Origin of the sequence: Sporichthya brevicatena (genome assembly GCF_039525035.1) — a bacterium.
Taxonomy (GTDB): Bacteria; Actinomycetota; Actinomycetes; order Sporichthyales; family Sporichthyaceae; genus Sporichthya; species Sporichthya brevicatena.
This window is the reverse complement of record NZ_BAAAHE010000008.1, coordinates 47,475-72,951: the sequence shown is the minus strand read 5'-3', so window position 1 is coordinate 72,951 and position 25,477 is coordinate 47,475. Positions and strand designations below refer to the sequence as shown.

At 72.3% G+C, this 25,477-nt stretch carries 23 protein-coding genes and 3 tRNA genes; 12 read left to right on the top strand and 14 right to left on the bottom strand.

Going from position 1 to position 25,477, the window contains the following annotated elements; translation table 11 throughout:
* The first annotated feature begins 13 nt into the window (after positions 1-13).
* From ABD401_RS05535 to ABD401_RS05525, 3 genes are all read left to right on the top strand, one after another.
* Positions 14-868 carry an RDD family protein gene (locus tag ABD401_RS05535; protein ID WP_344602463.1) on the top strand — a complete coding sequence of 285 codons (855 nt, stop codon included), beginning with the start codon at positions 14-16 and terminating at the stop codon, positions 866-868.
* Positions 869-870: 2 nt separating this feature from the next.
* Positions 871-1,284 (top strand): DUF2752 domain-containing protein, encoded by a 414-nt coding sequence (locus ABD401_RS05530; protein ID WP_344602462.1) that lies wholly within the window; start codon positions 871-873, stop codon positions 1,282-1,284.
* Between the two features lie 85 nt (positions 1,285-1,369).
* Positions 1,370-1,951 (top strand): DM13 domain-containing protein, encoded by a 582-nt coding sequence (locus tag ABD401_RS05525; protein ID WP_344602460.1) that lies wholly within the window; start codon positions 1,370-1,372, stop codon positions 1,949-1,951.
* A gap of 6 nt (positions 1,952-1,957) precedes the next feature.
* On the opposite strand, the gene ABD401_RS05520 is transcribed toward ABD401_RS05525, so the two are convergent.
* Positions 1,958-2,308: a metallopeptidase family protein gene (locus tag ABD401_RS05520; protein WP_344602458.1), complete on the bottom strand. Its 351-nt coding sequence runs from the start codon at positions 2,306-2,308 to the stop codon at positions 1,958-1,960.
* 114 nt (positions 2,309-2,422) lie between these two features.
* Here ABD401_RS05520 and ABD401_RS05515 point away from each other — a divergent pair, with 114 nt between their 5' ends.
* The 3 genes from ABD401_RS05515 (at position 2,423) to ABD401_RS05505 (ending at position 4,290) form a co-directional block, all read left to right on the top strand.
* On the top strand, positions 2,423-3,949 hold the full coding sequence (locus ABD401_RS05515; protein ID WP_344602455.1) for a metallophosphoesterase family protein: 1,527 nt from the start codon (positions 2,423-2,425) through the stop codon (positions 3,947-3,949).
* A 113-nt stretch (positions 3,950-4,062) separates the two neighbouring features.
* Positions 4,063-4,135 (top strand) — tRNA-Glu (locus ABD401_RS05510).
* A gap of 80 nt (positions 4,136-4,215) precedes the next feature.
* A tRNA-Asp gene (locus ABD401_RS05505) sits at positions 4,216-4,290 on the top strand.
* A gap of 76 nt (positions 4,291-4,366) precedes the next feature.
* Here ABD401_RS05505 and ABD401_RS05500 read toward each other — a convergent pair.
* Positions 4,367-5,077 (bottom strand): hypothetical protein, encoded by a 711-nt coding sequence (locus tag ABD401_RS05500; protein WP_344602453.1) that lies wholly within the window; start codon positions 5,075-5,077, stop codon positions 4,367-4,369.
* 39 nt (positions 5,078-5,116) lie between these two features.
* A complete protein-coding gene (locus ABD401_RS05495; protein WP_344602451.1) occupies positions 5,117-6,310 on the bottom strand; it encodes an MFS transporter in 1,194 nt (397 codons plus the stop codon).
* An 86-nt stretch (positions 6,311-6,396) separates the two neighbouring features.
* On the opposite strand from ABD401_RS05495, the gene ABD401_RS05490 reads away from it, so the two are divergent.
* Positions 6,397-6,470 (top strand) — tRNA-Phe (locus ABD401_RS05490).
* A gap of 55 nt (positions 6,471-6,525) precedes the next feature.
* On the opposite strand, the gene ABD401_RS05485 is transcribed toward ABD401_RS05490, so the two are convergent.
* Positions 6,526-6,732 carry a hypothetical protein gene (locus ABD401_RS05485; RefSeq protein ID WP_344602449.1) on the bottom strand — a complete coding sequence of 69 codons (207 nt, stop codon included), beginning with the start codon at positions 6,730-6,732 and terminating at the stop codon, positions 6,526-6,528.
* Positions 6,733-6,742: 10 nt separating this feature from the next.
* Complete coding sequence (locus ABD401_RS05480; RefSeq protein ID WP_344602447.1) at positions 6,743-7,729, bottom strand: hypothetical protein; 987 nt, start codon at positions 7,727-7,729, stop codon at positions 6,743-6,745.
* 149 nt (positions 7,730-7,878) lie between these two features.
* Between ABD401_RS05480 and ABD401_RS05475 the strand changes: the two genes are divergently transcribed.
* Positions 7,879-8,148, top strand: coding sequence for a hypothetical protein (locus ABD401_RS05475; protein WP_344602445.1), 270 nt, complete (start codon positions 7,879-7,881; stop codon positions 8,146-8,148).
* Between the two features lie 7 nt (positions 8,149-8,155).
* Here ABD401_RS05475 and ABD401_RS05470 read toward each other — a convergent pair whose 3' ends face one another.
* The 4 genes from ABD401_RS05470 to ABD401_RS05455 all read right to left on the bottom strand — a co-directional run bounded on the left by ABD401_RS05470 (position 8,156) and on the right by ABD401_RS05455 (position 13,154).
* On the bottom strand, positions 8,156-8,890 hold the full coding sequence (locus tag ABD401_RS05470) for a tyrosine-protein phosphatase (protein ID WP_344602443.1): 735 nt from the start codon (positions 8,888-8,890) through the stop codon (positions 8,156-8,158).
* Between the two features lie 14 nt (positions 8,891-8,904).
* The gene (locus ABD401_RS05465; protein ID WP_344602441.1) at positions 8,905-11,151 is read right to left on the bottom strand and encodes a PAS domain S-box protein; all 2,247 of its coding nucleotides are present in this window, start codon (positions 11,149-11,151) and stop codon (positions 8,905-8,907) included.
* Between the two features lie 34 nt (positions 11,152-11,185).
* Positions 11,186-12,445 (bottom strand): cytochrome P450, encoded by a 1,260-nt coding sequence (locus ABD401_RS05460; RefSeq protein WP_344602439.1) that lies wholly within the window; start codon positions 12,443-12,445, stop codon positions 11,186-11,188.
* Positions 12,446-12,536: 91 nt separating this feature from the next.
* Entirely contained in the window at positions 12,537-13,154 is a 618-nt protein-coding gene (locus ABD401_RS05455; protein ID WP_344602437.1) for a DedA family protein, read from the bottom strand.
* A 145-nt stretch (positions 13,155-13,299) separates the two neighbouring features.
* Here ABD401_RS05455 and ABD401_RS05450 point away from each other — a divergent pair, with 145 nt between their 5' ends.
* Together ABD401_RS05450 and ABD401_RS05445 are read left to right on the top strand one after the other, a co-directional pair.
* Entirely contained in the window at positions 13,300-13,947 is a 648-nt protein-coding gene (locus tag ABD401_RS05450) for a hypothetical protein (protein ID WP_344602435.1), read from the top strand.
* Positions 13,944-16,064, top strand: coding sequence for a lipase family protein (locus ABD401_RS05445; RefSeq protein ID WP_344602433.1), 2,121 nt, complete (start codon positions 13,944-13,946; stop codon positions 16,062-16,064). Before ABD401_RS05450 ends, ABD401_RS05445 begins: the two co-directional genes overlap by 4 nt.
* A gap of 109 nt (positions 16,065-16,173) precedes the next feature.
* Here the strand turns inward: ABD401_RS05445 and ABD401_RS05440 are convergent, their stop codons facing one another.
* From ABD401_RS05440 to ABD401_RS05430, 3 genes are read right to left on the bottom strand one after another with little or no spacing between them, the layout of a single operon-like run.
* On the bottom strand, positions 16,174-16,944 hold the full coding sequence (locus ABD401_RS05440) for a YaaA family protein (RefSeq protein WP_344602431.1): 771 nt from the start codon (positions 16,942-16,944) through the stop codon (positions 16,174-16,176).
* A 9-nt stretch (positions 16,945-16,953) separates the two neighbouring features.
* Positions 16,954-18,522 (bottom strand): hypothetical protein, encoded by a 1,569-nt coding sequence (locus ABD401_RS05435; protein WP_344602429.1) that lies wholly within the window; start codon positions 18,520-18,522, stop codon positions 16,954-16,956.
* A 39-nt stretch (positions 18,523-18,561) separates the two neighbouring features.
* Positions 18,562-19,026 (bottom strand): hypothetical protein, encoded by a 465-nt coding sequence (locus ABD401_RS05430; protein ID WP_344602427.1) that lies wholly within the window; start codon positions 19,024-19,026, stop codon positions 18,562-18,564.
* 284 nt (positions 19,027-19,310) lie between these two features.
* Here ABD401_RS05430 and ABD401_RS05425 point away from each other — a divergent pair, with 284 nt between their 5' ends.
* Positions 19,311-20,522, top strand: a complete 1,212-nt coding sequence (locus ABD401_RS05425) for a pyridoxal phosphate-dependent aminotransferase (protein WP_344602425.1) — start codon at positions 19,311-19,313, stop codon at positions 20,520-20,522.
* A 110-nt stretch (positions 20,523-20,632) separates the two neighbouring features.
* On the opposite strand, the gene ABD401_RS05420 is transcribed toward ABD401_RS05425, so the two are convergent.
* Positions 20,633-21,421, bottom strand: coding sequence for a hypothetical protein (locus ABD401_RS05420; protein ID WP_344602423.1), 789 nt, complete (start codon positions 21,419-21,421; stop codon positions 20,633-20,635).
* 283 nt (positions 21,422-21,704) lie between these two features.
* The gene (locus ABD401_RS05415) at positions 21,705-23,600 is read right to left on the bottom strand and encodes an LCP family protein (protein WP_344602421.1); all 1,896 of its coding nucleotides are present in this window, start codon (positions 23,598-23,600) and stop codon (positions 21,705-21,707) included.
* Between the two features lie 206 nt (positions 23,601-23,806).
* Between ABD401_RS05415 and ABD401_RS05410 the strand changes: the two genes are divergently transcribed.
* Positions 23,807-25,465, top strand: a complete 1,659-nt coding sequence (locus tag ABD401_RS05410; RefSeq protein ID WP_344602419.1) for a long-chain fatty acid--CoA ligase — start codon at positions 23,807-23,809, stop codon at positions 25,463-25,465.
* Positions 25,466-25,477: the final 12 nt, after the last annotated feature.

The window sequence follows — 25,477 nt, the reverse complement described above, 5'->3', positions numbered from 1 at the left end:
GATGGGGGAATTCATGGCCGAGTCGAAGGAACCGTCCGAGGAAGGCCGCGAGCCCGAGGACCCGTTCGCCACCCCCGGTCAGACGCCGCCCGCTCAGACGCCGCCCGGCTGGACGCAGTCCGGCCCGGGGCAGTCGTGGGAGTACACCCAGCCCCCGCCCCAGTGGGGCGCGCCGCCGAGCGGCCCGCTCGGCCCGCCGCAGGAGCAGATCCCGCCGGAGCAGGTCCCGCCCCACTGGCAGCAGCCCTACGGTCAGCAGCCCGGCTACGGCCAGCAGCCGCCGCCCCCGCCGGGGTACGGCCCGCCCCCGGGGTACGACCAGCAGCCCCCGCCCTACGGCCAGCCGGCCGGGTTCGGGCAGCAGCCGGGGTTCGGGCAGCAGCCGGGGTTCGGGCAGCAGCCGGGGTTCGGGCAGCCGACCTACGGGCAGCGCCAGATCCCGGGCATCCCGCCGGGCGTCGAGGTCGGGTCGCTGGGCAAGCGACTGCTCGCGCGGATCCTGGACTCGCTGGTTCTCTCGCCGGTGTGGATCGTCGTCGCGATCGCCACCTGGAACACGAACCTGGGTGTGCAGCTGCTCGGGACGGTCGTCCAGACCGCGATCTTCTTCGGCTACGACGCGTACTTCGTCTCGGCCCGGGGCGCCACGATCGGCAAACAGGCCCTCGGTCTGAAGGTCGTGCAGCTGGAGAACGGCGCGATTCCGGACCAGACCGCCGCCGGCAAGCGGGCCGCGCTCTACAACTTCTCGTGGATCGCCTGCTACATCGGCTCGATCGTCGTCGCGCTGTCGCCGCTGTTCGACAGCAGCGGCCGCAAGCAGGGTCTGCACGACAAGGTTGCCGGCACCGTCGTCATCAAGGCCTGACCGTGTCTCCGGCCCCGCCGCTGTTCGCGTCCACCCGGCCGGCCGCCCCCGTGGCGGTCGGCGCGGCGGTGGTGGCCGCGACGGCAGCGGTGGCCCTGGTCAGCCCGGAAGAGCCGGGGACCTACCCGCCCTGCCCGTTCCACACGATGACCGGCTGGTGGTGTCCCGGCTGCGGCGGCCTGCGCGCCGTCCACGCCCTCGCCCACGGCGATCTGAGCACCGCGGTCGCCCGGAACGTCCTCGTCGTGCTCGCCGTCCCGCTCCTCGTCCTGGCGTGGGCGGCCTGGCTGCGCCGCTCTGTCACCGGGCGAGCAGCGCTCCGCCTGCCCACCGCTGTGGGCTGGACGCTCGCGGCCACCGTCGCCGCCTTCTGGGTCGCGCGGAACGTCCCCGCGGGGTCCTGGCTCGCGCCGTAGCAGCGCCTCCGTAGCAGTGCCTCCGTAGCAGTTCCGTAAGCCCGCAGGGGCTGTGCCGGCGCCCGCCGACGCGTTCACTGCTGGCATGAAGCGTCTGCTGCGCCACCGCGGGGTCCAGGCCGGGCTCGCGCTGTTCTCCGTCCTCGTCGCCGTCTCGCTCGCGGCGTTCGAGCCGTGGAAGCTGTGGATCGACAAGACCGTCGTCGAGGCGTTCCCGGTCGCGGTCGCCGAGGCACCGGCCGTGCTCCCGACGGCAACGCCGACCGCCGCCCCGACTCCGACGTCCGCCCCGAAGCCCGCCCCGGCCTGGGTGGAGCTCTACCGCGGGGAGTTGATCTCCCACGAGCACGCGACGACCGGGACGGTCCGGGTGATCCGCCTGGCCGACGGGTCACGGGTGCTGCGCCTGGAGAACCTCGACACCAGCAACGGGCCGGACCTGAAGGTCGTGCTCTCCGACGCCCCGGTGATCGAGGGCCGCGGCGGGTGGCACGTCTTCGACGACAACGCCCACCGCAAGATCGGCAACCTCAAGGGCAACAAGGGCTCGCAGAACTACGCGATCCCCGCCGACGTCGACCTGACACAGCTACGCAGCGTGTCGATCTGGTGCGACCGCTTCAACGTCTCGTTCGGTGCCGCCGCCCTGGTGAGCGCCACTCAGTGATCGGGGTCAGTCGTATCCCAGCTCGTGCAGGCGAGCGTCGTCGATGCCGAAGTGGTGCGCGATCTCGTGCACGACGGTGATCTCGACCTCGGCGACGACGTCGTCCCGGTTCTCGCAGATCGCGAGGGTCGGGTTGCGGTAGATCGTGATCCGGTCGGGTAGGACGCCCGAGTACCAGCCGTCACGTTCGGTGAGCGGCACGCCGTCGTAGATCCCCAGCAACTCGGGGTCGTCCGGGGGCGGGTCGTCCTCGACGAAGACGGCGACGTTCGTCATCAGCCCGGTGAGTTCGGGCGGGATGGAGTCGAGCGCCTCGGCGACGAGCGCCTCGAAGTCCTCGCGAGGGATGTTCAGCACTTGGTCATTGTCCGCCTGCCGCGACCCGAGTTCGCCTACCGTCGAAGATCGAGCCGGTGGGGGATCGGCTCCGTCCACCGGACGCCGCACGCCGGGTCCCGAGGAGCGCGCGCCGTGCTCGACCGCCTACGCAAGCCCAGCACCGTGCTGGTGCTGCGCCGTGGGCTGCGCCGGCTCGTCCCGCGGTGGGTCCCGGCCCGGCGCATCGCCGGGGTGGTCGGGTTCGTTCTGGTCGCGGTCGTCGGGGCGTGGCTCGGCCTGATGGTCGGCGGGCGGGACAGCACACCGATCGGCCCGGTGAACACCCACATGACCGCGCACTTCTCGTGGTCCGGGGACACCGAGATCCGCGTCGGACCGCTCGGGACGCTCAAGCTCGACACCCACGAGGGCCCGATCGGGGTCACGGTCACCGTCGACGCGCTCAACGTCACCGACGCGCGGACGATCTTCGAGGACCCGGAGTCGCTCGAGGGGCTGGAGCAATGGGTCTCGGCCGACGCCAAGGACGCGATCATCCGGCTGGTGATCCGGTCGGCGGTCTCCGCCCTGCTCGGCGCGTTCATCCTCTCGGTGCTCGTCTACCGCCGGAAGGCGCGGCGCGTGGCGTTCGTGTGCGGGACGGCGGTCGCGATGATCACGGCCACGATCGGCACCGCCGCGTGGACGTGGAACCCGCGCTCGGTCTCCCAGCCCCAGTACTCCGGGCTCCTGGTCTCGGCCCCGTCCGTCGTCGGCAACGCGCAGGACATCGTCGCCGGCTTCGGCGACTACAGCCGCAGCCTGGCCAAGCTCGTCGGCAACGTCTCCAAGCTCTACGACGTCACCTCGACGCTGCCCGCGTACGAGCCGGACCCGACGACGATCCGCGTCCTGCACGTCTCGGACATCCACCTGAACCCGGCGTCGTGGGAGGTGATCAGTTCGATCACCCAGCAGTTCGACGTGGCACTGATCGTCGACTCCGGCGACATCTCCGACCATGGCTCGAAGGCCGAGCGGCGGTTCGTCGACGCGATCTCCGACCTGCCCGTCCCCTACGTCTACGTCCGCGGCAACCACGACTCGAAGGCGATCGCCGACGCGGTGGCGGCGCAGCCGAACGCGCTCGTGCTCGACGACGGCGTCACCAAGGAGGTCGCGGGCCTCCGCATCACCGGCGACGGCGATCCGCGGTTCACCCCCGACCGGTCCGTCGAGCGTGCCTCGAACGAGGAGGTCGCGGCCGTCGGCAACGCCGTCGCGGCGGGCGTCCGCCTCGCGGGCACGCACCCCGACATCGCGGTCGTCCACGACCCGACGCAGGGCACCGGTTTCGACGGGGTCGTCCCGTTGGTCCTCGCCGGCCACACGCACCAGCGGTCGACCAAGCTGCTGCCCGAGGGCACCCGGATGTTCGTCCAGGGCAGCACCGGCGGCGCCGGCCTGCGGGCGCTGGAGAGCGAGACGCCCCTGCCGATCCAGTGCTCGATCCTGTACTTCGACGCGACGACCAAGCGCCTGCAGGCCTGGGACGACCTCACGATCGGCGGCCTCGGGCTGAGCTCGGCCCAGATCAACCGCACCCTCGCCCCGGAGGAGACCAAGCGCTTCGAGCAGTACTCCCGCAGCCAGCAGGCCGACCCGTGGGCCGGGCCGTGACCTGCGGCTTTCCCCGCGCCGGGGCCGGGTGGGGCGGGGTCATTTTGGCCGCGGGCGAGACCGTCCCCTATGCTGACGCGGTCCTCCACGGCACCCGTGGTCGAAAGCCACAGGCCCTCATCGTCTAGAGGCCCAGGACACCGCCCTTTCAAGGCGGCAGCACGGGTTCGAATCCCGTTGGGGGCACGCAGTACCAGCGCAAGAACAACAACAGAACACCTGCACGACCGCCTGACCATGTGTGCCACACTTAGGCGCGCAGACCAGGTCCCGTGGAGCAGTTTGGAGTGCTCGTCACCCTGTCAAGGTGAAGGCCGCGGGTTCAAATCCCGTCGGGACCGCACAGTTCGATCGCAACAGACACAAGGCCGACCCTCGCGGGTCGGCCTTCGTCGTTCCGGGGTCCGTGCGCCGGCGTCAACGCAGGTACTGGTCCAGGGCGTCGCTGATCAACTGGGCGGGTGAGGTGCCCCGCTCTTTCGCCGCCTCGCGGACGCGGACCTCGAGCGCCGTGCTCAGCAGGCGCGGCTCGGCGTCGACCGACGGCGGTGCGGGCGAGTCGTCGGCACGGGCCCGCGCGAACACGGCGGTCGCGATGACGACGACCGTGCCGAGCACGTCGAGGATCCCCAGCACGCCCAGCAGGCGGGCGTAGCCGCCACCGGGGTCGGACCCGATCTCCAGGACGGGCCCCACGATCAGCCCGGCGACACCGGCGGCGACGGCCAACGTCGCGCCCAGCAACGGGCCGATCCGCTCCCGCCCGGCGAGCGCGAGCAGCAGGGAGGTCTGGGCGAGGGTCGCGGCGACCGTCAGCGTCACGAAGAAGGCGCGCAGCAGCGGCTCGGAGTCCTCACCGCCCCAGATCAGGATCAGCGCGATCACCGAGCAGACCAGCGAGATCGCGCCACCGGCGACCCCGACCCAGCGGTACCGGGGGGAGTCGGCGAGCGAGAGGTAGCAGAGCGCCGCGACCGACTGCACGCCGACGACCAGCGTCGTCAACAGGACGCGGACCTCGGTCTTCCCGAAGTCCCCGCCGCCGAGCAGCGCGATGATGCCCAGCAGCGCGGCCAGGGAGAACGAGCCGATGATCGTGTTGACGACGACCCGTCGCATGTCTCGCATCGGCAGATGATGGCACCGCGGCGGGCCGCGGCCGAGTGTTCAGGACCGGCGGGCCGCCGCGGGGTGGGCCCGCAGGTGCTCGTCGAGCCAGACCAGGCAGCCGACCAGGGCGAGCCCGCCGCCGACCAGGCAGACGGCGTCCCAGCCGCCCGCGCTCCAGGCGACACCGGCGAACGCCGACGCGACGGCACCGGCCGCGAAGTTGCCGGTCATGTAGAGCGTCGTCAGGCGGCTGCGCGCCTCGGGCCGGAGCGCGTAGAGGGTCGACTGGTTGGTGATGTGCTGGCCCTGCATGCCGAGGTCGACGAGCACGAGCCCGGCGACGAGCGCCGCGATCGACTCCCCGCCGGCCCAGAGCAGTGCCCACCCGAGGGCGACGCAGAGCAGGAAGCTGCCGGTGGACCGGTGGGCCCAGCCGCGGTCGGCGAGGCGCCCGGCCCCGAGCGCAGCGACGGCACCGAAGAGCCCGGCGAGCCCGAGCAGACCCGTCTCCGCCTCGCCCTTGCCGTAGTCCTCGGCCATCAGGAACGCGAGCGAGGTCCAGACCACGGTGAACCCGGCCATGCCGAGCGCGCCGTAGACCATGCGGCGCCGCACCACCGGCTCGTCGCGGACCAGGGGCCACAGCGAGCGGACCAGGCCCCGGTAGGTCAACGCGGGATCGGCGGCGGGCAGACGCGGGAGCATCCGGTGCAGGACGATCCCCAGCAGCGCGCAGAGTCCCGCGGCGGCGACGTAGACGGTGCGCCACCCCGCGGCGGCGGCGAGCAACCCGGAGATCGTCCGGGCCGCGAGGATGCCGATCAGCAGGCCGCTCATCACGGTGCCGACGACCGTCCCGCGCTCGTGGTCCGCCGCCAGCGCCCCGGCGAGCGGGACGAGGACCTGCGCGACCACCGCGGTGACCCCGACGCCGAGGACCGCGAGCAGCAGCACCGGCAGGTTCGGCGCCGCCGCGGCCCCGAGCAGCGCGAGCGTGCACAGCGTCATCAGGGGCGCCACCAGCCGGTGGCGGGCGATCAGGTCCCCGAGCGGGACGACCGTCACCAGCCCGAGCGCGTACCCGATCTGGGAGGCGGTCACCAGGAGCCCCGCGGCCCCCGGCGAGACGTCCAGGTCGTCGGCGATCCGGTCCAGCAGCGGCTGGGCGTAGTACAGGTTCGCCACGCTCGCACCGCACGCGATCGCGAAGAGAACGACGAGCCGGCGATCCATCGTCGGGCTCGTGCTCACCGGCGAACGGTACGTCACTCAGGTCCCGGGACCGAGCGGCCGTTCGAGCGACCGGACGGGTCGGCTAAACTCACCCAGTCCCACCCGGCCAGGTAGCTCAGTTGGTACGAGCGACCGCCTGAAAAGCGGTAGGTCGGCGGTTCGACCCCGCCCCTGGCCACCTTTGTTCGACCCACCCCGCCGTTGGAGATGTCATCTCCAACGGCGTTCTTCTGTCAGCGGCGTTTGCGCGCGGCGTAGAACGGCCGCACCCAGACGGTGTACGCGCCGGCCAGGGCGAGGGCCGCGCCGCCCGCCAGCAGCCGCCACACGAGGTCGGCGTCCGCGAGGATCGCGAAGCCGGCGAACAGGCACATGCCGACCCAGGCCGACATGCCGACGAAGATCCAGGGCAGGTTGCGAGACGCGACGGGCTGCTGCACGGGGTCGAGCCTAGATCGGGCGCTCCCGCACCCCCGCAACGTCAGCGAGACCGAGCGCTATGACGCGCGATCCCGCTGACGTTGCGGCGGGTTTCGCGGGGGCGCCGGGGCCGAGGCGGAGCGCGCCGAAGCCGGGGTCGGCCGGGGCCGCGTTCTCCCAGGGGCCGTCGGTGACCTGGGTGGCGCCGCGGACGAGGGTCGAGCCACCGCCGCCGCCGGTGCGGGCGACGCCGTTGGTGGAGCCGTCGTCCTGGGGGTCGCCGGACTCCTCGGCGTCGGTCAGGCCACCGCCGCCGCCGAAGTACCCGCCGCCGCCCCCGCCCCCGTCGCGGGGGATGCCGCTGCCCCCGCTGCCCCCGGTCTCGCCGGTGAATGCGGGCGCGGCGGCGCCGTCGGGCCCGACCGGGCACTCGGGGCACTCCGGGTCAGCGCGCCAGCCGGGCTCGGTGGCGGAGGCGTCGATCGGGAGTGGGGAGGTCTCCCCCCGCCCGACCGCGGGGTAGCCGTAGTCGCCGTCGGCGGCACCGCCCCCGCCGCCCGCGACGGCGAGCCCGACGACCTGGCCGGCGCGGACGATCTGCACGCCTGTCCAGCCCCCGCCGCCGGCACCGTGCGCACCGCCGGGGGCGCCCCCGTTGGCACCACCCGCGGCGGTCCCGCCGACCGTGGTGCGGTCCGCACCGGCGCCGCCGACCCGCATCGTCACGACGTCACCGGCGCGCACCGCGAAGGTCGCACCGACGCCGGCACCCTCACCGCCGGGGAACGGACCGTCGGCCGGGCCGAAGCTCCCGCCGTGCCCGCCCTGGACGAAGACCTCGAGCGGGCCGGGGTTCGCGGGCACCGTGAACGAGTGGGACTCCCCGCCGCCGAGGAAGCAGGTGAGGACCGCCGACTCGGTCGTGCACCCCGCCGGCGCAGCGTGACCCGCGGGCGCGAGGGCGACGAGAGCGGGAACGGTCAGGCTCATCGCCACGACGAGGTGTGCCCGGCGCATCGCGACCTCCGACTGCGGCCCGAATCCCCGCGAACCGCCCTGATCGGACAGCGTAGGCACGGGGTTCGGCCATCGCCGGGTGCTGTCACCCGGTTGGCGGGTCGGCCGATCCGGGGAAGCCGCACAGGGAGACGGCATAGCCTGAGGTCATGGACGACGTCTGGGACAACGTCGAGCAGTACTCCGAGCAGAGCGCGCAGGAGATCGTGGCCGCGGCGATCCAGCTCATCGAGACGATCCGCAGCTACACCGACGACGTCGTGAGCATGCACGGCGAGAGCGCTGAGCTCCCGGCCCTGACCGAGCGCAACCAGCAACTCGCCGAAGCCGTCGCGGCGTTCAACGACCGCGCCTTTCTCCACACCGGCACCCGCCCGCTGCTGCTGGACGTCCTCGACGAGGATGCCGTCGACGCCTGACGCAGCGTCAGGAAGCCCGTTCGACCATCCGCTCGCGCAGGGCCGCGAGCGACTCCGCCCGCAGACCGCCGGCGACGAGGTAGCCCTCGGCGCTGCCGTGCGCGGTGCGCAGGTCGGCGAGGACGGCATGCATCAGTTCCGGCGGGCAGCTCATCAGCTCCTCCATGCGGTCCTCCCTCGCCCCGAGGGCGATGCCCTTCCGCATGGTGCGCTCGCGCAGCTCGCCGACGTAGGCCTCCTCCGACCGCGCGTAGTCCACGGCCACCACGTCGTCCGGGACCCCGAGGGCGGAGAGCAGCACCCCGACGATCAGACCGGTGCGGTCCTTGCCGGCACTGCAGTGCACGAGCGCGGGCAGTGCGCCTTCGCCCGCGAGCACCTCGATCGCGGCGACGACCTGGTCCGCGCAGCGCTCGAGGATCTGCGTGTAGAGCTCGGCGAGGTCGTCGATCTCGCCGAGGCGGATGCGGCCGCGGTAGAGCGGGTTGCGGTGCAGCGCGAGCCCGTCCGGAAGCACGGAGTCCGGCAGCCCCACCAGCTCCTTGTCCTCGCGCAGGTCGATGACCGTGCGCAGCCCGAGTTCGAGCAGCATCGGGTGCGCCGCGGTCGTCAGCTCCCCCAGCGCTCCCCCGCGCAGCAGGAGCCCGGCGCGTATGCGGCCGCCGCCCGCCGTCGGGTAGCCGCCGACGTCCCGGAGGTTGTGCAGTCCCTCCGCGGCCAGGAATCGGGTGTCCGCGCTCATGACTCCAGCATGCGTCAGGGGATCGGGACGGCCCACACCAGCCGGGTCCCCCCGGCCTCCGGTGCGGTCACCTCGAACGTTCCGCCGCGCCCCTCGGCGCGCTTGCGCAGATTGGCCAGACCGCTGCGCCGGGTCGAGTCGCCGAGGCCGACGCCGTCGTCGACGATCTCGACGGTGAGCGTCCGCGTGTCGATGACCGCGGCGACGAGCACGTGCACCGTCCGCGCCTGCGCGTGCCGGGCGACGTTGGTGAGCGCCTCGCGCAGCACCGCGACCAGGTCGTCGACGAGGTCGTCGGGCGGCATCACGTCGAGCGGGCCGGCGAACTGCACGACGGGCGCCGCGGGCAGCAGGGGCGTGACGTCGGACAGGACGCCGAGAATCCGCTCACGGGTCGAGCTCACGGTCGGACCGAGGGGCGTGCGCAGACCGTAGATCGCCGAGCGGATCTGGGTGATCGTCTCGTCGATGTCCTCGATGCAACGACCGATCCGCTCGGCCCGCTCCTCGTCCATCCCGGCGGCCATCGCCTGCAGGGTGAGACCGGCGGCGAACAGGCGCTGAATGACGTGGTCGTGGAGGTCGCGGGCAATGCGGTCGCGATCCTCGAGCAGCTCGAGGTGCTGGGCGAGCTCGCGGGCGTCGGCGAGTTCGAGCGCGACGGCCGCCTGCTGGGCGAACGCCTTCACGAGCTCGACCTCGACGCCGGTGAACGGCGGGCGCCCCCGGTCCCGGCCGACGGCGAGCACCCCGCGGGACCCACGCTCCCCAAGCAGCGGGATCACCATGCTGGGCCCGAGGCCGCCGTCCGGCGCGAAGTGCACCTCGGACGCCGCGGCCGCCGTCGCCTCGGTCTCCCCGAGCACGCGCGGAGTGCCGGTCCGGGCGACCTCGCCGCTGATCGTCCCCGTCAGGGGGACGAAGGTGCCGGTCAGGTCCTGCACGTCCGCACCGACCGCGACGGCGACGCGCAGGTGCTCGGGGTCGCGCGTCGGGAGCAGGGCGAGCACCCGGTCGGCGCGCGCGATCGCCGCCGCCTCGGCCGCGATGTGCTGCAGCGAGTCCTCGCTGACGTCGGAGAGCAGGTCCCGCGCGATCCGGATCGACGCCTCCAGCTGCTCCTCCAGCCGCGCGTGCTCGGTGAGGTCGACGATCTGGCACACGAGGTGCAGCGGACGACCCTCCCCGTCCCGGACCAGCGCGACCGAGAGCCGGGCCTCGATCACCTCGCCGTCCGGGCGCAGGTACCGCTTCTCGATCTCGTAGCCGGTCCGGAGACCGTCCTTCGTCTCCTGAAGGAGCGTCAGGTCACGATCGAGGTCGTCCGGGTGCGTGAGCTCCTGGAAGGTCAGGCCGAGCAACTCGTCCTCACTGCGCCCGGCCAGCCGGCACAACGCCTCGTTGACCCGCAGGAACTGGCCCTCGAGGCCGATCAGGCACATACCGATCTGGGCCTTGTCGAGCGCAGTGGTGAACATCGAGACGGCCTGACGCTCCGACGCCTCGCGCGCCTTACGCTCCGTCAGATCATCGACGTAAGCGACGCGGTAGAGCAGCCGTCCGTCCTCGGCGCGCGCGGCGACGACCTCGGTCTCGACCGGGAACACCGAGCCGTCGAGCCGCATGTGCTCGGTCTCGTAGCGCAGGTAGCCCTCGCGGTTGACGAAGTCCGCGAGCTCGGCGACCCGGTCGCGGGCGGCGGGGCTGAAGACCTCGGCCAGCGGTTTACCGGCGAAGTCCTCGGGCCGGCCGCCGTGGTCCGCGGCGAAAGCCGCGTTGACGCGGGTGATGACGTCGGTGTGGGGGTCGGTGAACATGATCCCGCGCTTCGTCACCTCGAAGCTGAGCTGCCACTGCCGCCGCAGCTCGTCGTCCTGGGCGCGGCCGGCCTGGGCGCTGCGGAGCTCGGAGACCTCGCGGGCCACGAGCGACCCGCCGACGATCTCCCCGTCGAGCTCGACCGGCCCGATCGTCACCTCGTAGACCGCGATGTCGTCCTGGGCGATCCGGTCGACCGTGAACCGCTCGCCGTCCACCGACCGGCGGATCCGGTCCGCCAGGGGCTCCCACACCGCGGGCAGCAACGCCTCGGCCGCCGGGCGACCAACCATCGCGACGGGGTCGTAACCGTGCCGGACGAAGGCACCGCCGTAGGTGTCGAGCACCCGGAGGTCGCGGTCGTAGACGAGGACGGCGAAGCCGTCGAGCGCGTCCATCGACGCACGCAGCACGCGCTGCCGCAGCTCCCCGTCGTCGCTCACGCGCTCAGTGTGGCGGACGCCGGCCGGGCGGGCGTCAGTACCGGACCGGCAGGCGCTTGATGCCGTGGATGAAGTTGCCGCGGAGGAACACCGGTTCCCCGATCACCTCGAGGTTGGGCAGCCGATGCAGCACCTGGTGGAAGATCGCGCGCAGTTGCACCCGGGCCAGGCTGGCGCCGAGGCAGAAGTGCGGACCACCGCCCCCGAACGCGACGTGCGGGTTCGGGTCGCGCGTGAGGTCGAAGCGGTAGGGGTCGGCGAAGACCGCCTCGTCGCGGTTCGCCGACTGGTAGAAGAGCACCGCCTTCTCCCCGGCCGCGATGTGCCGGCCGCGGATCTCGGTGTCCTTGCGCGCGGTGCGCTTGAAGGTCAGCACCGGTGTGCCCCACCGCAGGAACTCGTCGATCGCGCGGTCGATGCGGCCCTCGAAGTCCGCCATCAGGTACTCGCACTGCTCCGGGTGGCGGTGCAGGGCGAGCAGGCCGTGCGTCGTCGTCTGGCGCGTGGTGTCGTTGCCCGCGACCGAGAGCAGGACGAAGAACGCGGCGATCTCCTCGGGCGTCAACTTCTGGCCGTCGACCTCGGCCTGGACGAGGGCGGTGATGAGGTCGTCGCGCGGGTTCTCGGCGCGTTCCTCGGCCATCCGGTACGCGCCGCCGTGCAGCGTCATCAGCGAGTCGAACAGCAACTGGAGTCCGTCGCGCCCGGCGAGGTACTCCTCGTCGTTCCAGGCGACCATGGCGTTCGCGGCGTCGGTGAAGGTCTGCCGGTCCTCGGGCGGGACGCCGATCATCTCCGAGATCGTCCACATGGGCAGTCGCGCGGAGACGGCGGAGACGAAGTTGACCTCGCCCGACGGACCGAGGTCGTCGACGATCGCGGCGGCCTGCGCGGCGATCTGGTCCTCGATCAGCTTGACCCGCCGGGGCGTGAAGACCGAGGAGATGATCATGCGCAGGCGGCCGTGGCGGGGGTCGTCCATCGAGAGGATCGAGTGCGCCATCTCGATGATGTCCTCGGGGACGTTCTCCATCATCACGCCGCCGAACTCCATGCCCGAGCCCCACGTCTCGGCGTCGCGACTGACGGCCGTCACGTCGGCGTGGGTGACCAGGGCCCAGAAGCCGGGGTCGTCCTCGTCCGGGATCAGTTCGGTCTCGACCGGGCGGTGCCACGACAGGGGCCGCTCGCGCCGCAGTTCGTCGAAGGCCGGTTCGCGCTCGGCCGGGGTCTTACCCCAGAAGGCGAGGCTGGAGATGTCGAGCGGGTCGTACGGGCGCAGCGTCGTGGTCACCGGAGTCTCCCGCCGGGATTCGGGAACGATGGCGTGTCAGAAATTCAGGACGCCGTTCTACCGCGTCCGGTGGGGTGTGAGCAAGCCCACGCTATGCCGCGCGACGGCGCCGGGCGAGGAGCTTGTGGCGCGTGAACTCGATGCCCAGCGCCAGGACGACGGACGCCACGATCCCGACCGTGACCGCCAGCAGGTAGTTGTCGTGGATGAGGTTGCCGGCGAAGAACCCGAGCAGGCTGGCCTGCAGCGCCCACAGCACACCGCCGGCACAGACGTACGGGGTGAACTTGCGCAGCGGGAAGTGCAGGATCCCGGACAGCGCCGTGCTGATCGTCCGCCCGCCCGGGACGAACCGCAGCACGATCAGCGCCGGCCCGCCGCGTTTGCCCAGCTGGGCCTGCGCGTTGTCACGGAGCTTCGCGATGCCGGGCCGCCGGGCGAGCCGGTCGACGAACGGCTTCCCGACCTTGCGTCCGATCAGGTACGAGATGTGGTCCCCGGTGATCGCCCCGATCAGGGCGACGGCCATGACTCCGCTCAGCGGCAGTTCGTCCTGCGCCGCGAGCACGCCGCCGGAGATCACCAGCGTCTCGCTCGGGACCACGGGGAAGAAGCCGTCGACGATGCAGACGGCCAGGATGACGAGCAGCCCCCACGGCGATCCCAGCGCCGACTCGAGCCGGGAGACGACGTCGTCGAGGCTGTCCATCGGGTGCAGTCTTGCCCATCGCGCCCGGAATCGCCCGACCGGTGACCACCCGGCCGGGTGACCGGAGGTCTCAATTGGTGCACGGGCGCGGACCGGGCCGATCGCCCTGTGGAGAATGGGGGCTTCGTCCGCGAGCAGGAGTTCGGTGTTGAAGCAGCTGAGCAGGCCGCAGTTGATCACCGCGGGAGTGGTCGCAGCGGTCGTCCTGGGGGCGGGGGTCACCCTCGCCGTCTCGGGCGGCGGCGGCAACGGATCGGACAATTCGGGCAACAAGCCCGGCCTGGAGGAGGCCGCCGCGGTGGCGGAGGCCCTCGGCAAGCTGGCGGACGACCCGGCGAACCTCGTTGCCTCGGACGTCCGGTCGGCGATCGGTGGTCGCGCCCGCGAGGCGGTCCCGGCCGGGTCCACGGTCTCGGCCAACCCCGCGACCTGGCAGCCCGACGGCCTCGGCGGCGGCACGATGACGGTCACCGTCACCAGCCCCGGCCAGCCGGCGGTCACGTACACCGCGGTCATGGTGAAGGAGCAGTCCGGCTGGAAGGTCGTCGGCACCGTGCCGATGAACCCGGCCAACGCCGGCTCCACCCCGGCTGAGCCCGGCCAGGCCCCGGCCGCGAACCCGCCGGGGGTCGCCCAGGTCCCGCCGGGCGGCGCGACGATCCCGTCCTCCGGGGCCGGCGTCATCCCGCCGGGCGCCCCGGCGCAGTCCGGCCAGCCCCAGGGAACCCAACCCCAGGGGACCCAGCCCGCACCCGCCCAGCAGCAGCCCGCCGCACCCGGAGGCGGACAGTGACGCTCTTCCGCAGGACCACCACCCCCCGTCGGTGGCGCCGTCCCCTCGGGGTCGCCGTCGCCGCGACGCTGGCGATGCCGCTGGTCACGATCGCCGCGCCGGAGACCGCGACGGCTGCGCCGCCGCGGCAGGTCCCGTGCGGCCAGGTCGAACTGGCGCCGGTGCTCAAGACCGACGTCACCGACACGGGCCAGCCGATCCAGCAGAAGGCCGACCGGCGCGGGGTCTACGTGCCGATCATCATGGTCCCGGACTACCACGGCCGCGCGAAGCACGACGACTCGCGCACCGGCGACTTCTCGCACCCGATCGACATGGGCGCCGGCGGTCCGGCGCCGGCCGCGCCGCGCGCGTCGTTGATCGGGCAGCTGCAGCAGATCCCGGGCGCCGCCGTCTACACCTTCGACTACCGCGCCAGCGCCGGGAACTGGGTCGACGACCCGGGCATCGGCCCGGCGCTCGGCGACGCGATCGACTGCGTCACCAGCGCGCTCGGGCAGAAGGCCATCCTCATCACGCACGGCGTCGGCGGCCTCGCCGCGCGCTGGGCGGTGGGGGGACAGGTCGAGGGCCGCGACCGCGGGTCGCAGGTCACCACCGTCATCGGTTACGGGTCGCCGCAGACCGGCTCGCAGCTCGCCGAGCTCCTGAACACCGGCGTCGGCGCGACCGCGTCCGAGCCGCGCACCGTGCTGCGGCTGCTGGTCAGCGCGTGCCGGGCGCTCAAGCCGGCCGTGTTCACCGAGCAGGCCCCGTGCGGCTTCCTCCCCGTCCAGGCCGGCGCGTTCGCCCGGGCCGGCGGCGAGGCGTTCCGCGGCCAGTCGCCCCAGCACCTCGCGCTGCGGCCGTACCCGAACACCGTCCGGGTCCACGCGTTCGCCGGCGACGTCGTCGTGAACGCGACGAACCTCGGGTGGTTCGGGCTCAAGCCCTTCCGCGCCAACGACATCCCCCTCGGCGACCTGGTCTCCTCGACGGCGTCGACGACGATCCAGGCCCTCTCGCAGCTGCGTGCGTCCTGCCGGTTCACGCTCGACGCGTTCGGGACGCCGGCGCAGAGCGCGGGTATCCGCCTCGCGGAGATCGGGGCGCAGGGCGCGGCCTGGCCGTTCCCGTCGACGATCCGGCCGTGCTTCGCGCCGAGCCTGCCGCGCGTCTCGCAGTTCGCGGACCGCATCCGCGAGCTGCTCACCAACGAGATCCGCAACCGCCAGCCGCTGGACCTGCGTGAGCTCGAGTCGCTCGCCGTCCCGTCGGTGTGCGGGCACCCGGCGGGGACGCTGGCCGGTGGCCGCCTGCCGGGCATCGCGCCCGGCAACGGCGAGGTCGCCCTGGCCTCGACGCTGTACCCGGACCGCTTCCAGGACTTCACCACGTTCGGCGACCTGACCGGCGACGGCGTCGCCGACACCGTCGCGGTGCTGAAGTGCTCGACCGCCGCCGGACCGGGCGCGGACGTCGTCGTCGCCTACGACAGCGGCGCGCGTCTGCTCGGCTCGATCAACCTCGCCGACGTGACCGGGCGTCCGATCAACGAGATCTACAACGTCCAGGTCAGCCGCGGCCAGGCCATCATGCGCTGGCGGACGACCGAGGAGCCGTCGACGGTCGAGACCGTCGTCGACGCAGAGGCCAGCTTCACCTTCGACTCCAACCTCGGCCTGCGCGCCGGTGCGCTGAAGAGCTTCAACGTCACCGGTCCGGTCGGGAAGCTGCTGGAGAAGATCCGGGCCGGCCGCTCCGGCGCCGAGGTCCGCAAGCTCGCGCCGCCGGAGATCATCTCCGCGATGATCGCGGCCCACCGGCAGACGCCGTTCGGTGAGGCGACCTGCTACGGCCCGTCGACCGCGCCGAACTCGAACTGGCCCGAGCAGGCCCTCGACGACTTCGACGACTGGCCGCCGCAGGACGGTCTCCAGCACGGCGACCGCTTCTGCCTGATCGCGCTGCCCGACGGGCACTACGCCCTGCTCGGCATGGTCCACACCGGGTTCAGCACCTGGCGCGCGGTGGAGTTCCGCCTCCCCGAGCGCCGCAGCACCCCCGGCGGCGGCGGCCTGTTCCCCGGCGGCAACGACGACGACGACGGCCCCGGCGGGATCGGCCCGCTGTTCTGACCCGCAGCCCCGCCAATGTCAAGAAAGGGTGACACCCCTTACTGCGCAGTAAGGGGTGTCACCCTTTCGTGACATCGCGGGTCAGGCCGGGCGGGTCAGGCCGGGCGGGTCAGACCTGGTCGATGCTCAGCTGCCAGGTGCCGCCGGCGCGGGGCGGGGCGGTGAGGAGGCCGGGGAAGCCGACGGCGGCGCAGGCCTCGGCGAGGGCGGCCGGGGTCCGGGGGTCGGCGTCGGAGCAGAGCAGGGCGCGGGCGAGTCGGCCCTTCGTCGCCTTGTTGTGGTGGCTGACGACCTTGCCCTGGTGCGTGACCTGCACGGTGACGGTCCGCTCCGCCACGGCACCGGACGGACGCCAGGCCGCGACGTAGGCACCGGAGCGCAGGTCGAGCAGGACCTTGCGGCCGACCCAGCCCGGCAGGACCTCGCCGAGGGGACCGCGCCAGGTCCCGGCGATCGTGCCGAGCGTCGGCAGCGTCGCGCCGCCGGAGAGCCGGTACGGCGGGACGCGGTCGTTCGGGCGCACGACGCCCCACAACCCGCTGGAGATCAGGACGCTCCGGTTGGCCCGGCGCTTCGCGTCGGACGGGAGGTCCAACAGGCCGAGGTGGTCGAACAGGACGCCGCTGTAGAGCTGCGCCGCGGTCAGCGTCGGGGCCGTCTCCAGCCGGAGGTTGCGGACGAGGTCAGCGGCCTGACCAGCCGTCAGATCCAAGACCTCACGGGCCTTCTCGGCGTCGCCGGCGCACAGGTCGGCGAGCGCGGCCATCACGGTGCGGCGCGTCTCGGTCAGCGCGTCCGCGAACACCAGCGTCGACAGGTCGAGCGGCTTCCCCCGGCGCGCTTCGGTCTTGCCCTCCGAGGGCGGGAGCAGGATGAGCACCGAGGGAGGCTATCCCGAACCCGCCGGTACCGAGCGCCAGACCTCGACCAGCCCGCGCCCGGTCGTGCCGACCTTCTCGAAGTGCCGCGCCAGCACCAACCGCGTCTCCTCCAGCACGTGCGCCGCCGGGCCGGAGGCGTCCGCCGCACCCACGACGAGGACGTAGACCGGCGCCAACGCCGGCAACTGCGCGAGCGCGATCTGCGGCGGCACCGACCCGAGGCCGGTTAACTCGGGATCGAGCACGGTCCGGGGGTTCACCTCGGGCCGGAAGCGGGCGGGGAAGTAGTCGAGGACCGCCTCGTAGTGTCCGACGTCGACGGCGTGTCGGCGGGCCGCGAGCTCACTGGCCAGGTGCCGGGTGGGGTCCCACTCCCGGTTGCGGCCGGCATCGGGGCCGAGGTTCGCGAAGCGCAGCGCAACCAGGGTGGAGCCCGGCTCGACGAACTCGCCCGCCGCGAGGTACTCGGCGGCGAGGTCGTCGTAGTCGGCGAGCTTCGGCAGACGGACCAGGGCCAGGGCGCCGGTCGCGACGACGAGCGCGACCGCGGCTATGAGGGCGATCCGGGGCTCCGGGGGCCGGGCGGCGAGCCAGAGCAGGGCGAACAGCACCGGGAACACCGCGAGGCGCTCGTCGATCAGGCCGAAGTCGAGGCCGAAACTCGCCGGCGTGGCCAGGACCAGCACCGCCGCGGCCGTCGCCGCGAGCCCCGCCGCGGCACTCGCGGCCCGCGCACCCGAGGCGGGGACCGCCCGCCGGGCCACCAGCGCCAGCGTCACCAGCACGAGAGCGATCACCGCGGCGACGACGTCCTCCCACCGCGAGTACGTCGTGACCGTGGTGTGCAGCGAGACCAGCCCGACCACCCGACCGAGGGGGCTGGTCCAGGTCGGTCCGTCGCCGGAGTCGGTGTGGAGCAGGTACGCGAGGCTGAGTACCGCACCAGGGAGCACCGTCGCCGCGGGTGCCAACCACGCCCCCAGCCGGCGGGGCCCGGTCACCACCGTCGCCCCGAGGAACAGCACCGCGGCGACGAACGGGACCAGGTGCGTCAGCCAGGTCAGGGTCAGCAGCGCGGCGAGGGCGAGCGTCGGGCCGGGCCGCCAGGCCGGGGCGGCGCGCAGGGTCAGGCCGACGCACGCCAGCGCGAGCGCAGTGCCGAGGCAGTAGTTCCAGAACCCGTAGAAGTAGAGGTAGCCGAAGCACAGCGGCAGGGCGGCGATCGCGAGCCACGTCGACTCGGGCCGGATCGCGCGCAGGGCGTACCGCAGCGCCAGCGGCGTCCCGAGCGCGGCGAGCAGCAGCATCACCGTCGCGGCGAGGCGCAGTCCGCCGACGTCGACCAGCACCGCGAGCACCCGCGTCCCGGCGAGGTTCGGCGTCGGGAACCAGTCGAGCTCGTAGTACCGGGCGTAGACCGGCTCGCCGTGGTCGGCGATCGCCCGCGCCCCGAGCAGGTGCGCCGGCCCGTCGACGGAGTGCGGCGGTGAGGCGACGATCCAGGCCGCCGCGAGGGCGAACGGGACCCAGAACAGGGCGGCCAGGATCGCGGGTTCGCGTCCGGCCGTCGACCTCATCGCCGCGACTCTAGGACCCGGCGGGCCGGGCCGGTCGCGTCAGGCGGAGATGGGACGCGTGTGGGCGATGACCTCGTCGCCGGCCGGGGACGGCCCGGGGACGGCGGGGGCGATCGTCGGGAGGACCTCGCTGCGCCGGTGGGTGCCGGTGCCGGCGAACGCCTCGGCGGCGACGCCGTTGCGGACCAGCAGCCGCGAGAGCCGGAGCCCACCGCGGGCCGACCCCTCGCCCGGCGCCTTGCGCTGCACCACCCAGATGCGACGGTCGGCGAGGTGCGGGGCGTTGCGCTCGAGGAACCGGGCCACCGCGCGCTGCCCGGCCCCGGACTGGCTCGACCACCCCAGGTACACCGCGACGTACGGCTCGATCGACGCGACGTACGTGATCGGCTTGACGTCCACCTCGAGACCGCCGACCTCGGCGATCTCACTGGCGACATCGGCAGCGTGCCGAGCCGTGAAGCCCGCGCTCGCGGCGTAGGCGACAAGCACCCGAGCCGACATGTGTCCCCTCCGGATGGGTTCAGCCCCACTGCCGCCGATGGTAGGTGCGGCGGCGAGCGAAGCAGCGAATCTATCGGTGGCGGCACGGAAATTCGAGAGCCTTCCGAGGGGAGAATCCCGCCCGAATCGCCACGAATTCCGTGATCCCGCATCAGGAACGCACAGCAGGAACGTCCGGAACTTCGGCACCTCGAGCGGCCGCCTTGACCCCCCGATTCGGACCCCGGGCCCGGACGGCGCAAATCTCCGCGCGGCCGCGGTGGGCGCGGTCCTACACTCGGGCGGTGGAGATCATTCAGTCCAGCAAGCTCGCGAACGTCGCCTACGACGTGCGTGGCCCGGTGCTCGAAGAGGCGATGCGTCTCGAGCAGACCGGCCACCGGATCCTCAAGCTGAACATCGGCAACCCGGCCCCGTTCGGCTTCGAGGCCCCGGACGACATCCTCCAGGCGATCGTGCGGAACCTGCCCGCCGCCGCCGGGTACAGCGACTCCAAGGGCATCTTCTCCGCACGCACCGCCGTCGCGCAGTACTACGCGAATCAGGGCATTGCGGACATCGACGTCGACCAGATCTACCTCGGCAACGGTGTCTCCGAGCTCATCGCGATGTGCCTGCAGGCGCTGCTGAACACCGGCGACGAGGTGCTGATCCCGGCGCCGGACTACCCGCTGTGGACGGCGATCACGTCCCTGTGCGGCGGCCGGCCGGTGCACTACCTCTGCGACGAGGAAGCCGACTGGATGCCGGACCTCGCCGACGTCGAGGCCAAGATCACCGCCAAGACCAAGGCGATCGTGATCATCAACCCGAACAACCCGACGGGCGCGGTGTACTCCCGCGACCTGCTCGAGGACCTGCTCGCGATCGCGCGCCGGCACAACCTCATCGTGTTCGCCGACGAGATCTACGACCGGATCCTCTACGACGACGCGGTCCACGTCCCCGCCGCGTCGCTCGCCGACGACGTCCTCACGATCACCTTCGGCGGCCTGAGCAAGGTCTACCGGATGGCGGGCTTCCGCTCCGGCTGGGCCGTCGTCACCGGTCCACGCCAGCACGCCCGCAGCTACCTCGAGGGCATGCAGGTCCTCGCGAACATGCGCCTGTGCGCGAACGTCCCGTCGCAGTGGGCGATCCAGACCGCCCTGTCCGCGGCCCACGGCGTCGACGACCTGGTGCTGCCGGGCGGACGCCTGATGGAGCAGCGCGACGTCTGCTACGAGATGCTCAACCAGATCCCCGGCGTCTCCTGCGTGAAGCCGAAGGGCGCGCTGTACTGCTTCCCGCGGATCGACCCGAAGGTCCACCCGATCGTCGACGACGAGCGCCTGTGCCTCGACCTGCTCCGCAGCGAGCGGATCCTGCTCGTCCAGGGGCGCGGCTTCAACTGGCCGCGTCCGGACCACCTCCGGATCGTCACGCTCCCCCACGTCGACGACCTCCGCGAGGCGATCACCCGCATCGGCCGCTTCCTCGAGACCTACAAGCAGTAGCGACCCTCGCCGTCACAAAAGGGTGACACCCCTTACTGCGTAGTAAGGGGTGTCACCCTTTCTTTCACGACCAGGCGGAGCGGGCCCGACGGAGGCGTCAGGCGGAGGCGTCAGGCGGAGCGGCGCTCGCGGACCAGTTCCCGGCGGGCGAGGTCGGAGACCGCCATCGCGAGCTCGGTGGCGAGGTCGAGGGCGCGGCCGGTGCTCGGCTTCTCGCGGAGGTACCAGCAGGCGAGCTGGACGATCGGGCCGGCCTTGTCGGGGTGGGCCAGGATCGCCTCGCCGACCGTCACCTCACGGGCACTGCTGCCCGCCAGGGCGTACCACTGGCCCTTGGTGAACCCGAACTCCGGGTCGCCGAGCGGGCCGACGAGGGTGACGTCGAACTGCGGCGTCGGGTCGACCTCGACCCGGGACTCGACGCGCGGCTCGGGCCGGGGCTCGGGCCGGGTCTCGACGGGGGTCTCGGTCCGGAGGCGGTCCAGGGCCGCGGGCGACTCGGGGACGCCCCCCAGGGGCGGCCAGGTGCCGGCGCGGGGCAGCGGGCCGGAGGGGTGCTCGCCGAGGTCCAGCTCGACCGGCTGGGTCTCGATGGCCAGCTGCGCCTCGCGGCGCGGGTCGCGCGGGGGGACGACGATCTCCGGCGCCGGCGCCGGCTGGGCGACGCGGACCTCGAGGGCCGCGAGCTCGGAGAGCGAGTCGCGGAGGTTCGTCGACTCGGAGGCGAAGGTCCAGTTCGAGAGGGAGGCGAGACCCAGGGGATCGACCTCGTCACGCACCGTACGTTCGAGCGGGGTGGCCTGCGGGACCGCAGCAGCCGGGGGCCACGGGTCGACCAGCGGATCCCAGTCCGCGGGGAGGTCGGCGTCGAACGAGTCGGAACCTGCGTGGCGGGCCATGGACAGTACGCCTCCTCACCGGTAGCGGGTGCCGGCCCGGGTCTCGAGCGAGCAGTCCGCCCCAGCGCTGGTGTCGTGAAACTTCGGGGTGGTCCTAAGCAGAGTCGGCCCGTGGGACATAGCCGTCAAGCCGGACAGCCCCGGCTTTCAAAGGGCTTGACCCTCGGGGGTCGGATTGGGCGAATAGCCCTGATTTTCCAGCAGATTCGGGCCCTGACGCCCGGACCGACACGGCTGCGCTCCGCAACGACTCGGTCGCGATCAGGCACCGGGTCGACGAAGATCAGTAACCGCAGACCTTGTCGAGTTGCGTCGCCGCCGAGGACGGGGTCGGCGTCGGGGTCGGAGCGGCGGCACCCTTCACCGCCGTCTTGGTCCCGGTCTTCGTCCCGGTCTTCGTCCCGGCCGGAGTCCCGGTCGGCGTCCCGGTCGGGGTCCCCGTGGCGGGAGTCGCGGGGGTCGTCGCCGGCCCCGAGCCCTGGGCGTAGCGGGTCCGGGCCGCCTCGTCGAGCGCGAGGCGGACCTGCTCCTGGATGTAGGCGAAGTTCGGGTTCGCCGGGTCGAAGGCCGCCGAGCGGACGAACGTCAGGCTGGTGACGCGGGCGCTCTTGGCCTTGCCGGCGAGTTCGAGCAGATCAGGCAGCGCCTGGCGCGGGATGTCGGTGAGGATGATCCGCTTCGCGGCCCCGGCGAGCTCGGAGAAGTTCGTGAGCACCTTCATCGGGCTGGCCTGGCGGGCGATCGCGCCGAGCAGGCAGCGCTGGCGGTTCATCCGGGAGTAGTCGTCGGAGTCGAACCGGGAGCGGCCGTACCAGAGCGCCTCGTAGCCGTTGAGCTTGCGACGGCCCGGCTCCAGGTAGTTGTGCGGCTGCTCCAGGACCCGCCCGTTGGCGTCGTGGCTGCCGCCGATGGGCAGCCGCCGCTCGACGTTGATCGTCACGCCGCCGAACGCGTCGACGATGTCCCGGAACCCGTCGAGGTTGACGAGGATGAAGTAGTCGACGGGCTGCCCGATGGTCCAGGCCCAGGTCTGCTTCAGCAGTTCGCCGCCCGGGTACTTCGCCCCCGGCATGACCGACTTGTCGTTGGACGCGTACAGGTAGACCGCGTTCAGCATGTCGTTGAAGCCGTTGGGGAATCGGCGCGCCATCTCGCTGCCGGTCGGGAACTGCACCTTCATCATGTTCCGCGGCAGGGACGTCAGGACCGTGCGCCCAGTCTGGGTGTCGATGCTCGCCAGGATCATCGTGTCGGTGCGGACGCCGATGCGGTTGTCCCCGCCGTCGCCGCCGAGCAGCAGGACGTTGACGCGCGGCTTGTTCGCGAAGAACCCGGTGGGCGGCCCGAAGCCCGGCGTCGCCTGCGGCTGCTGCTTCACCGGCAGCGCGGGCATCGCCATCTGGGTGGTCGTCGTCGGGTTGTCGAAGATCGTGTTGAGCAGGTCCAGCTGGACGTAGGCCGTGCGCGCACCCATCGCGAACGGGGCGGCGACGCCGATGGACAGCGCCGCCACGACACCGGTCGCGAGGGCGCGCTGGCCGGCCCGCAACTGCTCGGGCTTGTGCACCGACCAGGAGCTGAGGACGACCAGGACCCAGATCAGGCCGAGGGCGGAGAACAGCGCGATCATCAGCTCGAGCTCGGTCGGCTGGACCGACAGCTCGACGAGCCGCGTCCGCGGGACGGCGAGGAGCACGAAGGCGACGGCCACGAGCAGCGTCGCGAACGACCCGGCCATGACCAGACCGACCCGGCGGCGGCCGGCAGCGATGTGGGCCAGGCCCGGGATCAGCGCCCCGGCGATCGTCCAGCGCAGCGCCCGGGCGACGGTCTGGACCGGCTTGCGCCGGCGGCTGACCCGCGGCGGCAGGTCGATGACCTCGTCGAGGACGGGGGCCGGGACCGCGGGGGCCTCGGTCAGCAGCGCGTCGACGAGGGAGTTCTGCTCGGCGACGGCGTCAGCGGCGAGGGACTCGACGGTCGCGGCGAGGGACTCGGCGACGGGCGCCTCGAGGGGCGCCTTGGCGACGGGGGTCTCGGCTACGGGGGTCTCGGCTACGGGGTCGACCGGGGCGGCTGCCGCGTGCCGACCCCGCCGTGGAGAACTTTCGGGTGCCGGCCCTTCCCGGTGCACACCGGAGCGGCGTCGACCGCCACCCGAAGCACTGTGCGCACCCATCGCGAAAGCCCCACAGAAAAGTCCAGGCTCCACGCTGAGCCGACCGACACCTTTGACTAAGTCGATTGAAACGGACTCGCGTCGGAGCGCAAGACCCGGGGTGATCAAGATTCAGTCATCGGAGTCCGCGATGACAACGTGGCAGGTCAATGCGAGGATTCCGCCACCTGAGGAGGTCCTGGTCCCCCAGCCCGAAAGGCCGGCTCATGCGCAGCACCATGCAGCAGTACCCGCTCAATATCTCCCAGATTGTCCGTTATGCGTCGACTTTCCACTCGTCGTCGGAGACCGTGACGTGGACCGGTGAGACGACCCGACGACGGACCTACGGAGAGGTCGGGGCGCGCGCGGCGCAGCTGGCCAACGGCCTGCGGTCGCTCGGGATCTCCGGCGACGACCGCGTCGGCACGTTCATGTGGAACAACAACGAGCACCTGGAGGCCTACGCGGCCATCCCGTCGATGGGCGCCGTGCTCCACACGCTGAACATCCGGCTCTTCCCCGAGCAGCTCGTCTACATCGCGAACCACGCCGAGGACCAGGCCGTCATCATCGACGGCTCGCTGATCCCGCTGTTCGCGCCCCAGCTGCCGCAGATGAAGACGGTCAAGCACGTGATCGTCAACGGCGAGGGCGACCGCTCACTGCTGGCCGGCCACGCCGCGATCCACGACTACGACGAGCTGCTGGCCGCCCAGTCGGCCGACTTCGACTTCGAGGCCGCGAGCGCCGGCGTCGACGAGACCGACGCCGCAGCGATCTGTTACACCTCCGGCACGACCGGTAACCCCAAGGGCGTCGCGTACTCGCACCGCTCCATCTACCTGCACTCCATGTACGTGCTGACGCCGATGGCGTTCGGGATCAACGCGAGCGACAAGATCCTCGCCGTCGTCCCGATGTTCCACGCGATGGCGTGGGGCCTGCCGTACGCGGCGCTGTTCTCCGGCGCGAGCATGCACATGCCGGACCGCTTCCTGCAGCCCGAGCCGCTGGCGGCGTTCATCGAGCGCGAGAAGCCGACGGTCGGCGGCGCGGTCCCGACGGTGTGGAACGCGATGCTCGCCTACCTCGACTCGCAGAACCCGCCGCCCAAGGTCGACTCGCTCCGCGACGTCGCCATCGGCGGCTCGGCCTGCCCGCCGGCGCTGATGACCGGGCTGGAGGAGCGGCACGGCATCCGCGTCCTGCACGCGTGGGGCATGACCGAGACCTCGCCGCTCGGGTCGGTCGCGCGGCCGCCGGCCGGGCTCGGCCCGGAGGAGACGCTGGCGTACCGCCTCACGCAGGGTCTGCTGCCGTGCGCGGTCGAGGGCCGGATCGTCGACGACAGCGGGACGGTGCTGCCGAACGACGGCAAGGCCGTCGGCGAGCTCGAGGTCCGCGGGCCGTGGATCGCCGGGGCGTACATCGAGAACCCGAACATGCCCGACCCGGACGCGCAGAAGGACAAGTTCCGCGACGGCTGGCTGCGCACCGGTGACGTGGCGATGATCAGCCCCGACGGCTACATCACCCTCACCGACCGGGCGAAGGACGTCATCAAGTCCGGCGGCGAGTGGATCTCCTCGGTCGACCTGGAGAACGCGATCATGGGCCACCCGAAGGTGGCCGAGGCCGCGGTCATCGGCATCCCCGACCCGAGGTGGGACGAGCGCCCGCTCGCGGCCGTCGTCCCCGTCGCGGGCGAGGAGGTCACCTTCGAGGAGCTGCGCGAGTACCTCTCCGACAAGGTCGCCAAGTGGCAGCTGCCGGAGAACTGGGTGATCGTCCCCGAGGTGCCGAAGACCAGCGTCGGCAAGTTCGACAAGAAGGTCCTGCGCCAGAAGCACGCCGACGGCGAGCTGCAGGTCACCACCTTCTGAGGCCCTGACGTC

Bases quoted from the DNA above. Each gene is read 5' to 3' on its own strand.
- ABD401_RS05420 (WP_344602423.1), bottom strand. From the start codon at position 21,421: ATGGCCCGCCACGCAGGTTCCGACTCGTTCGACGCCGACCTCCCCGCG.
- ABD401_RS05470 (WP_344602443.1), bottom strand. From the start codon at position 8,890: ATGAGCGCGGACACCCGATTCCTGGCCGCGGAGGGACTGCACAACCTC.
- ABD401_RS05430 (WP_344602427.1), bottom strand. From the start codon at position 19,026: ATGTCGGCTCGGGTGCTTGTCGCCTACGCCGCGAGCGCGGGCTTCACG.
- ABD401_RS05435 (WP_344602429.1), bottom strand. From the start codon at position 18,522: ATGAGGTCGACGGCCGGACGCGAACCCGCGATCCTGGCCGCCCTGTTC.
- ABD401_RS05500 (WP_344602453.1), bottom strand. From the start codon at position 5,077: ATGCGAGACATGCGACGGGTCGTCGTCAACACGATCATCGGCTCGTTC.
- ABD401_RS05410 (WP_344602419.1), top strand. From the start codon at position 23,807: ATGCGCAGCACCATGCAGCAGTACCCGCTCAATATCTCCCAGATTGTC.
- ABD401_RS05480 (WP_344602447.1), bottom strand. From the start codon at position 7,729: ATGCGCCGGGCACACCTCGTCGTGGCGATGAGCCTGACCGTTCCCGCT.
- ABD401_RS05525 (WP_344602460.1), top strand. From the start codon at position 1,370: ATGAAGCGTCTGCTGCGCCACCGCGGGGTCCAGGCCGGGCTCGCGCTG.
- ABD401_RS05475 (WP_344602445.1), top strand. From the start codon at position 7,879: ATGGACGACGTCTGGGACAACGTCGAGCAGTACTCCGAGCAGAGCGCG.
- ABD401_RS05415 (WP_344602421.1), bottom strand. From the start codon at position 23,600: ATGGGTGCGCACAGTGCTTCGGGTGGCGGTCGACGCCGCTCCGGTGTG.
- ABD401_RS05535 (WP_344602463.1), top strand. From the start codon at position 14: ATGGCCGAGTCGAAGGAACCGTCCGAGGAAGGCCGCGAGCCCGAGGAC.
- ABD401_RS05455 (WP_344602437.1), bottom strand. From the start codon at position 13,154: ATGGACAGCCTCGACGACGTCGTCTCCCGGCTCGAGTCGGCGCTGGGA.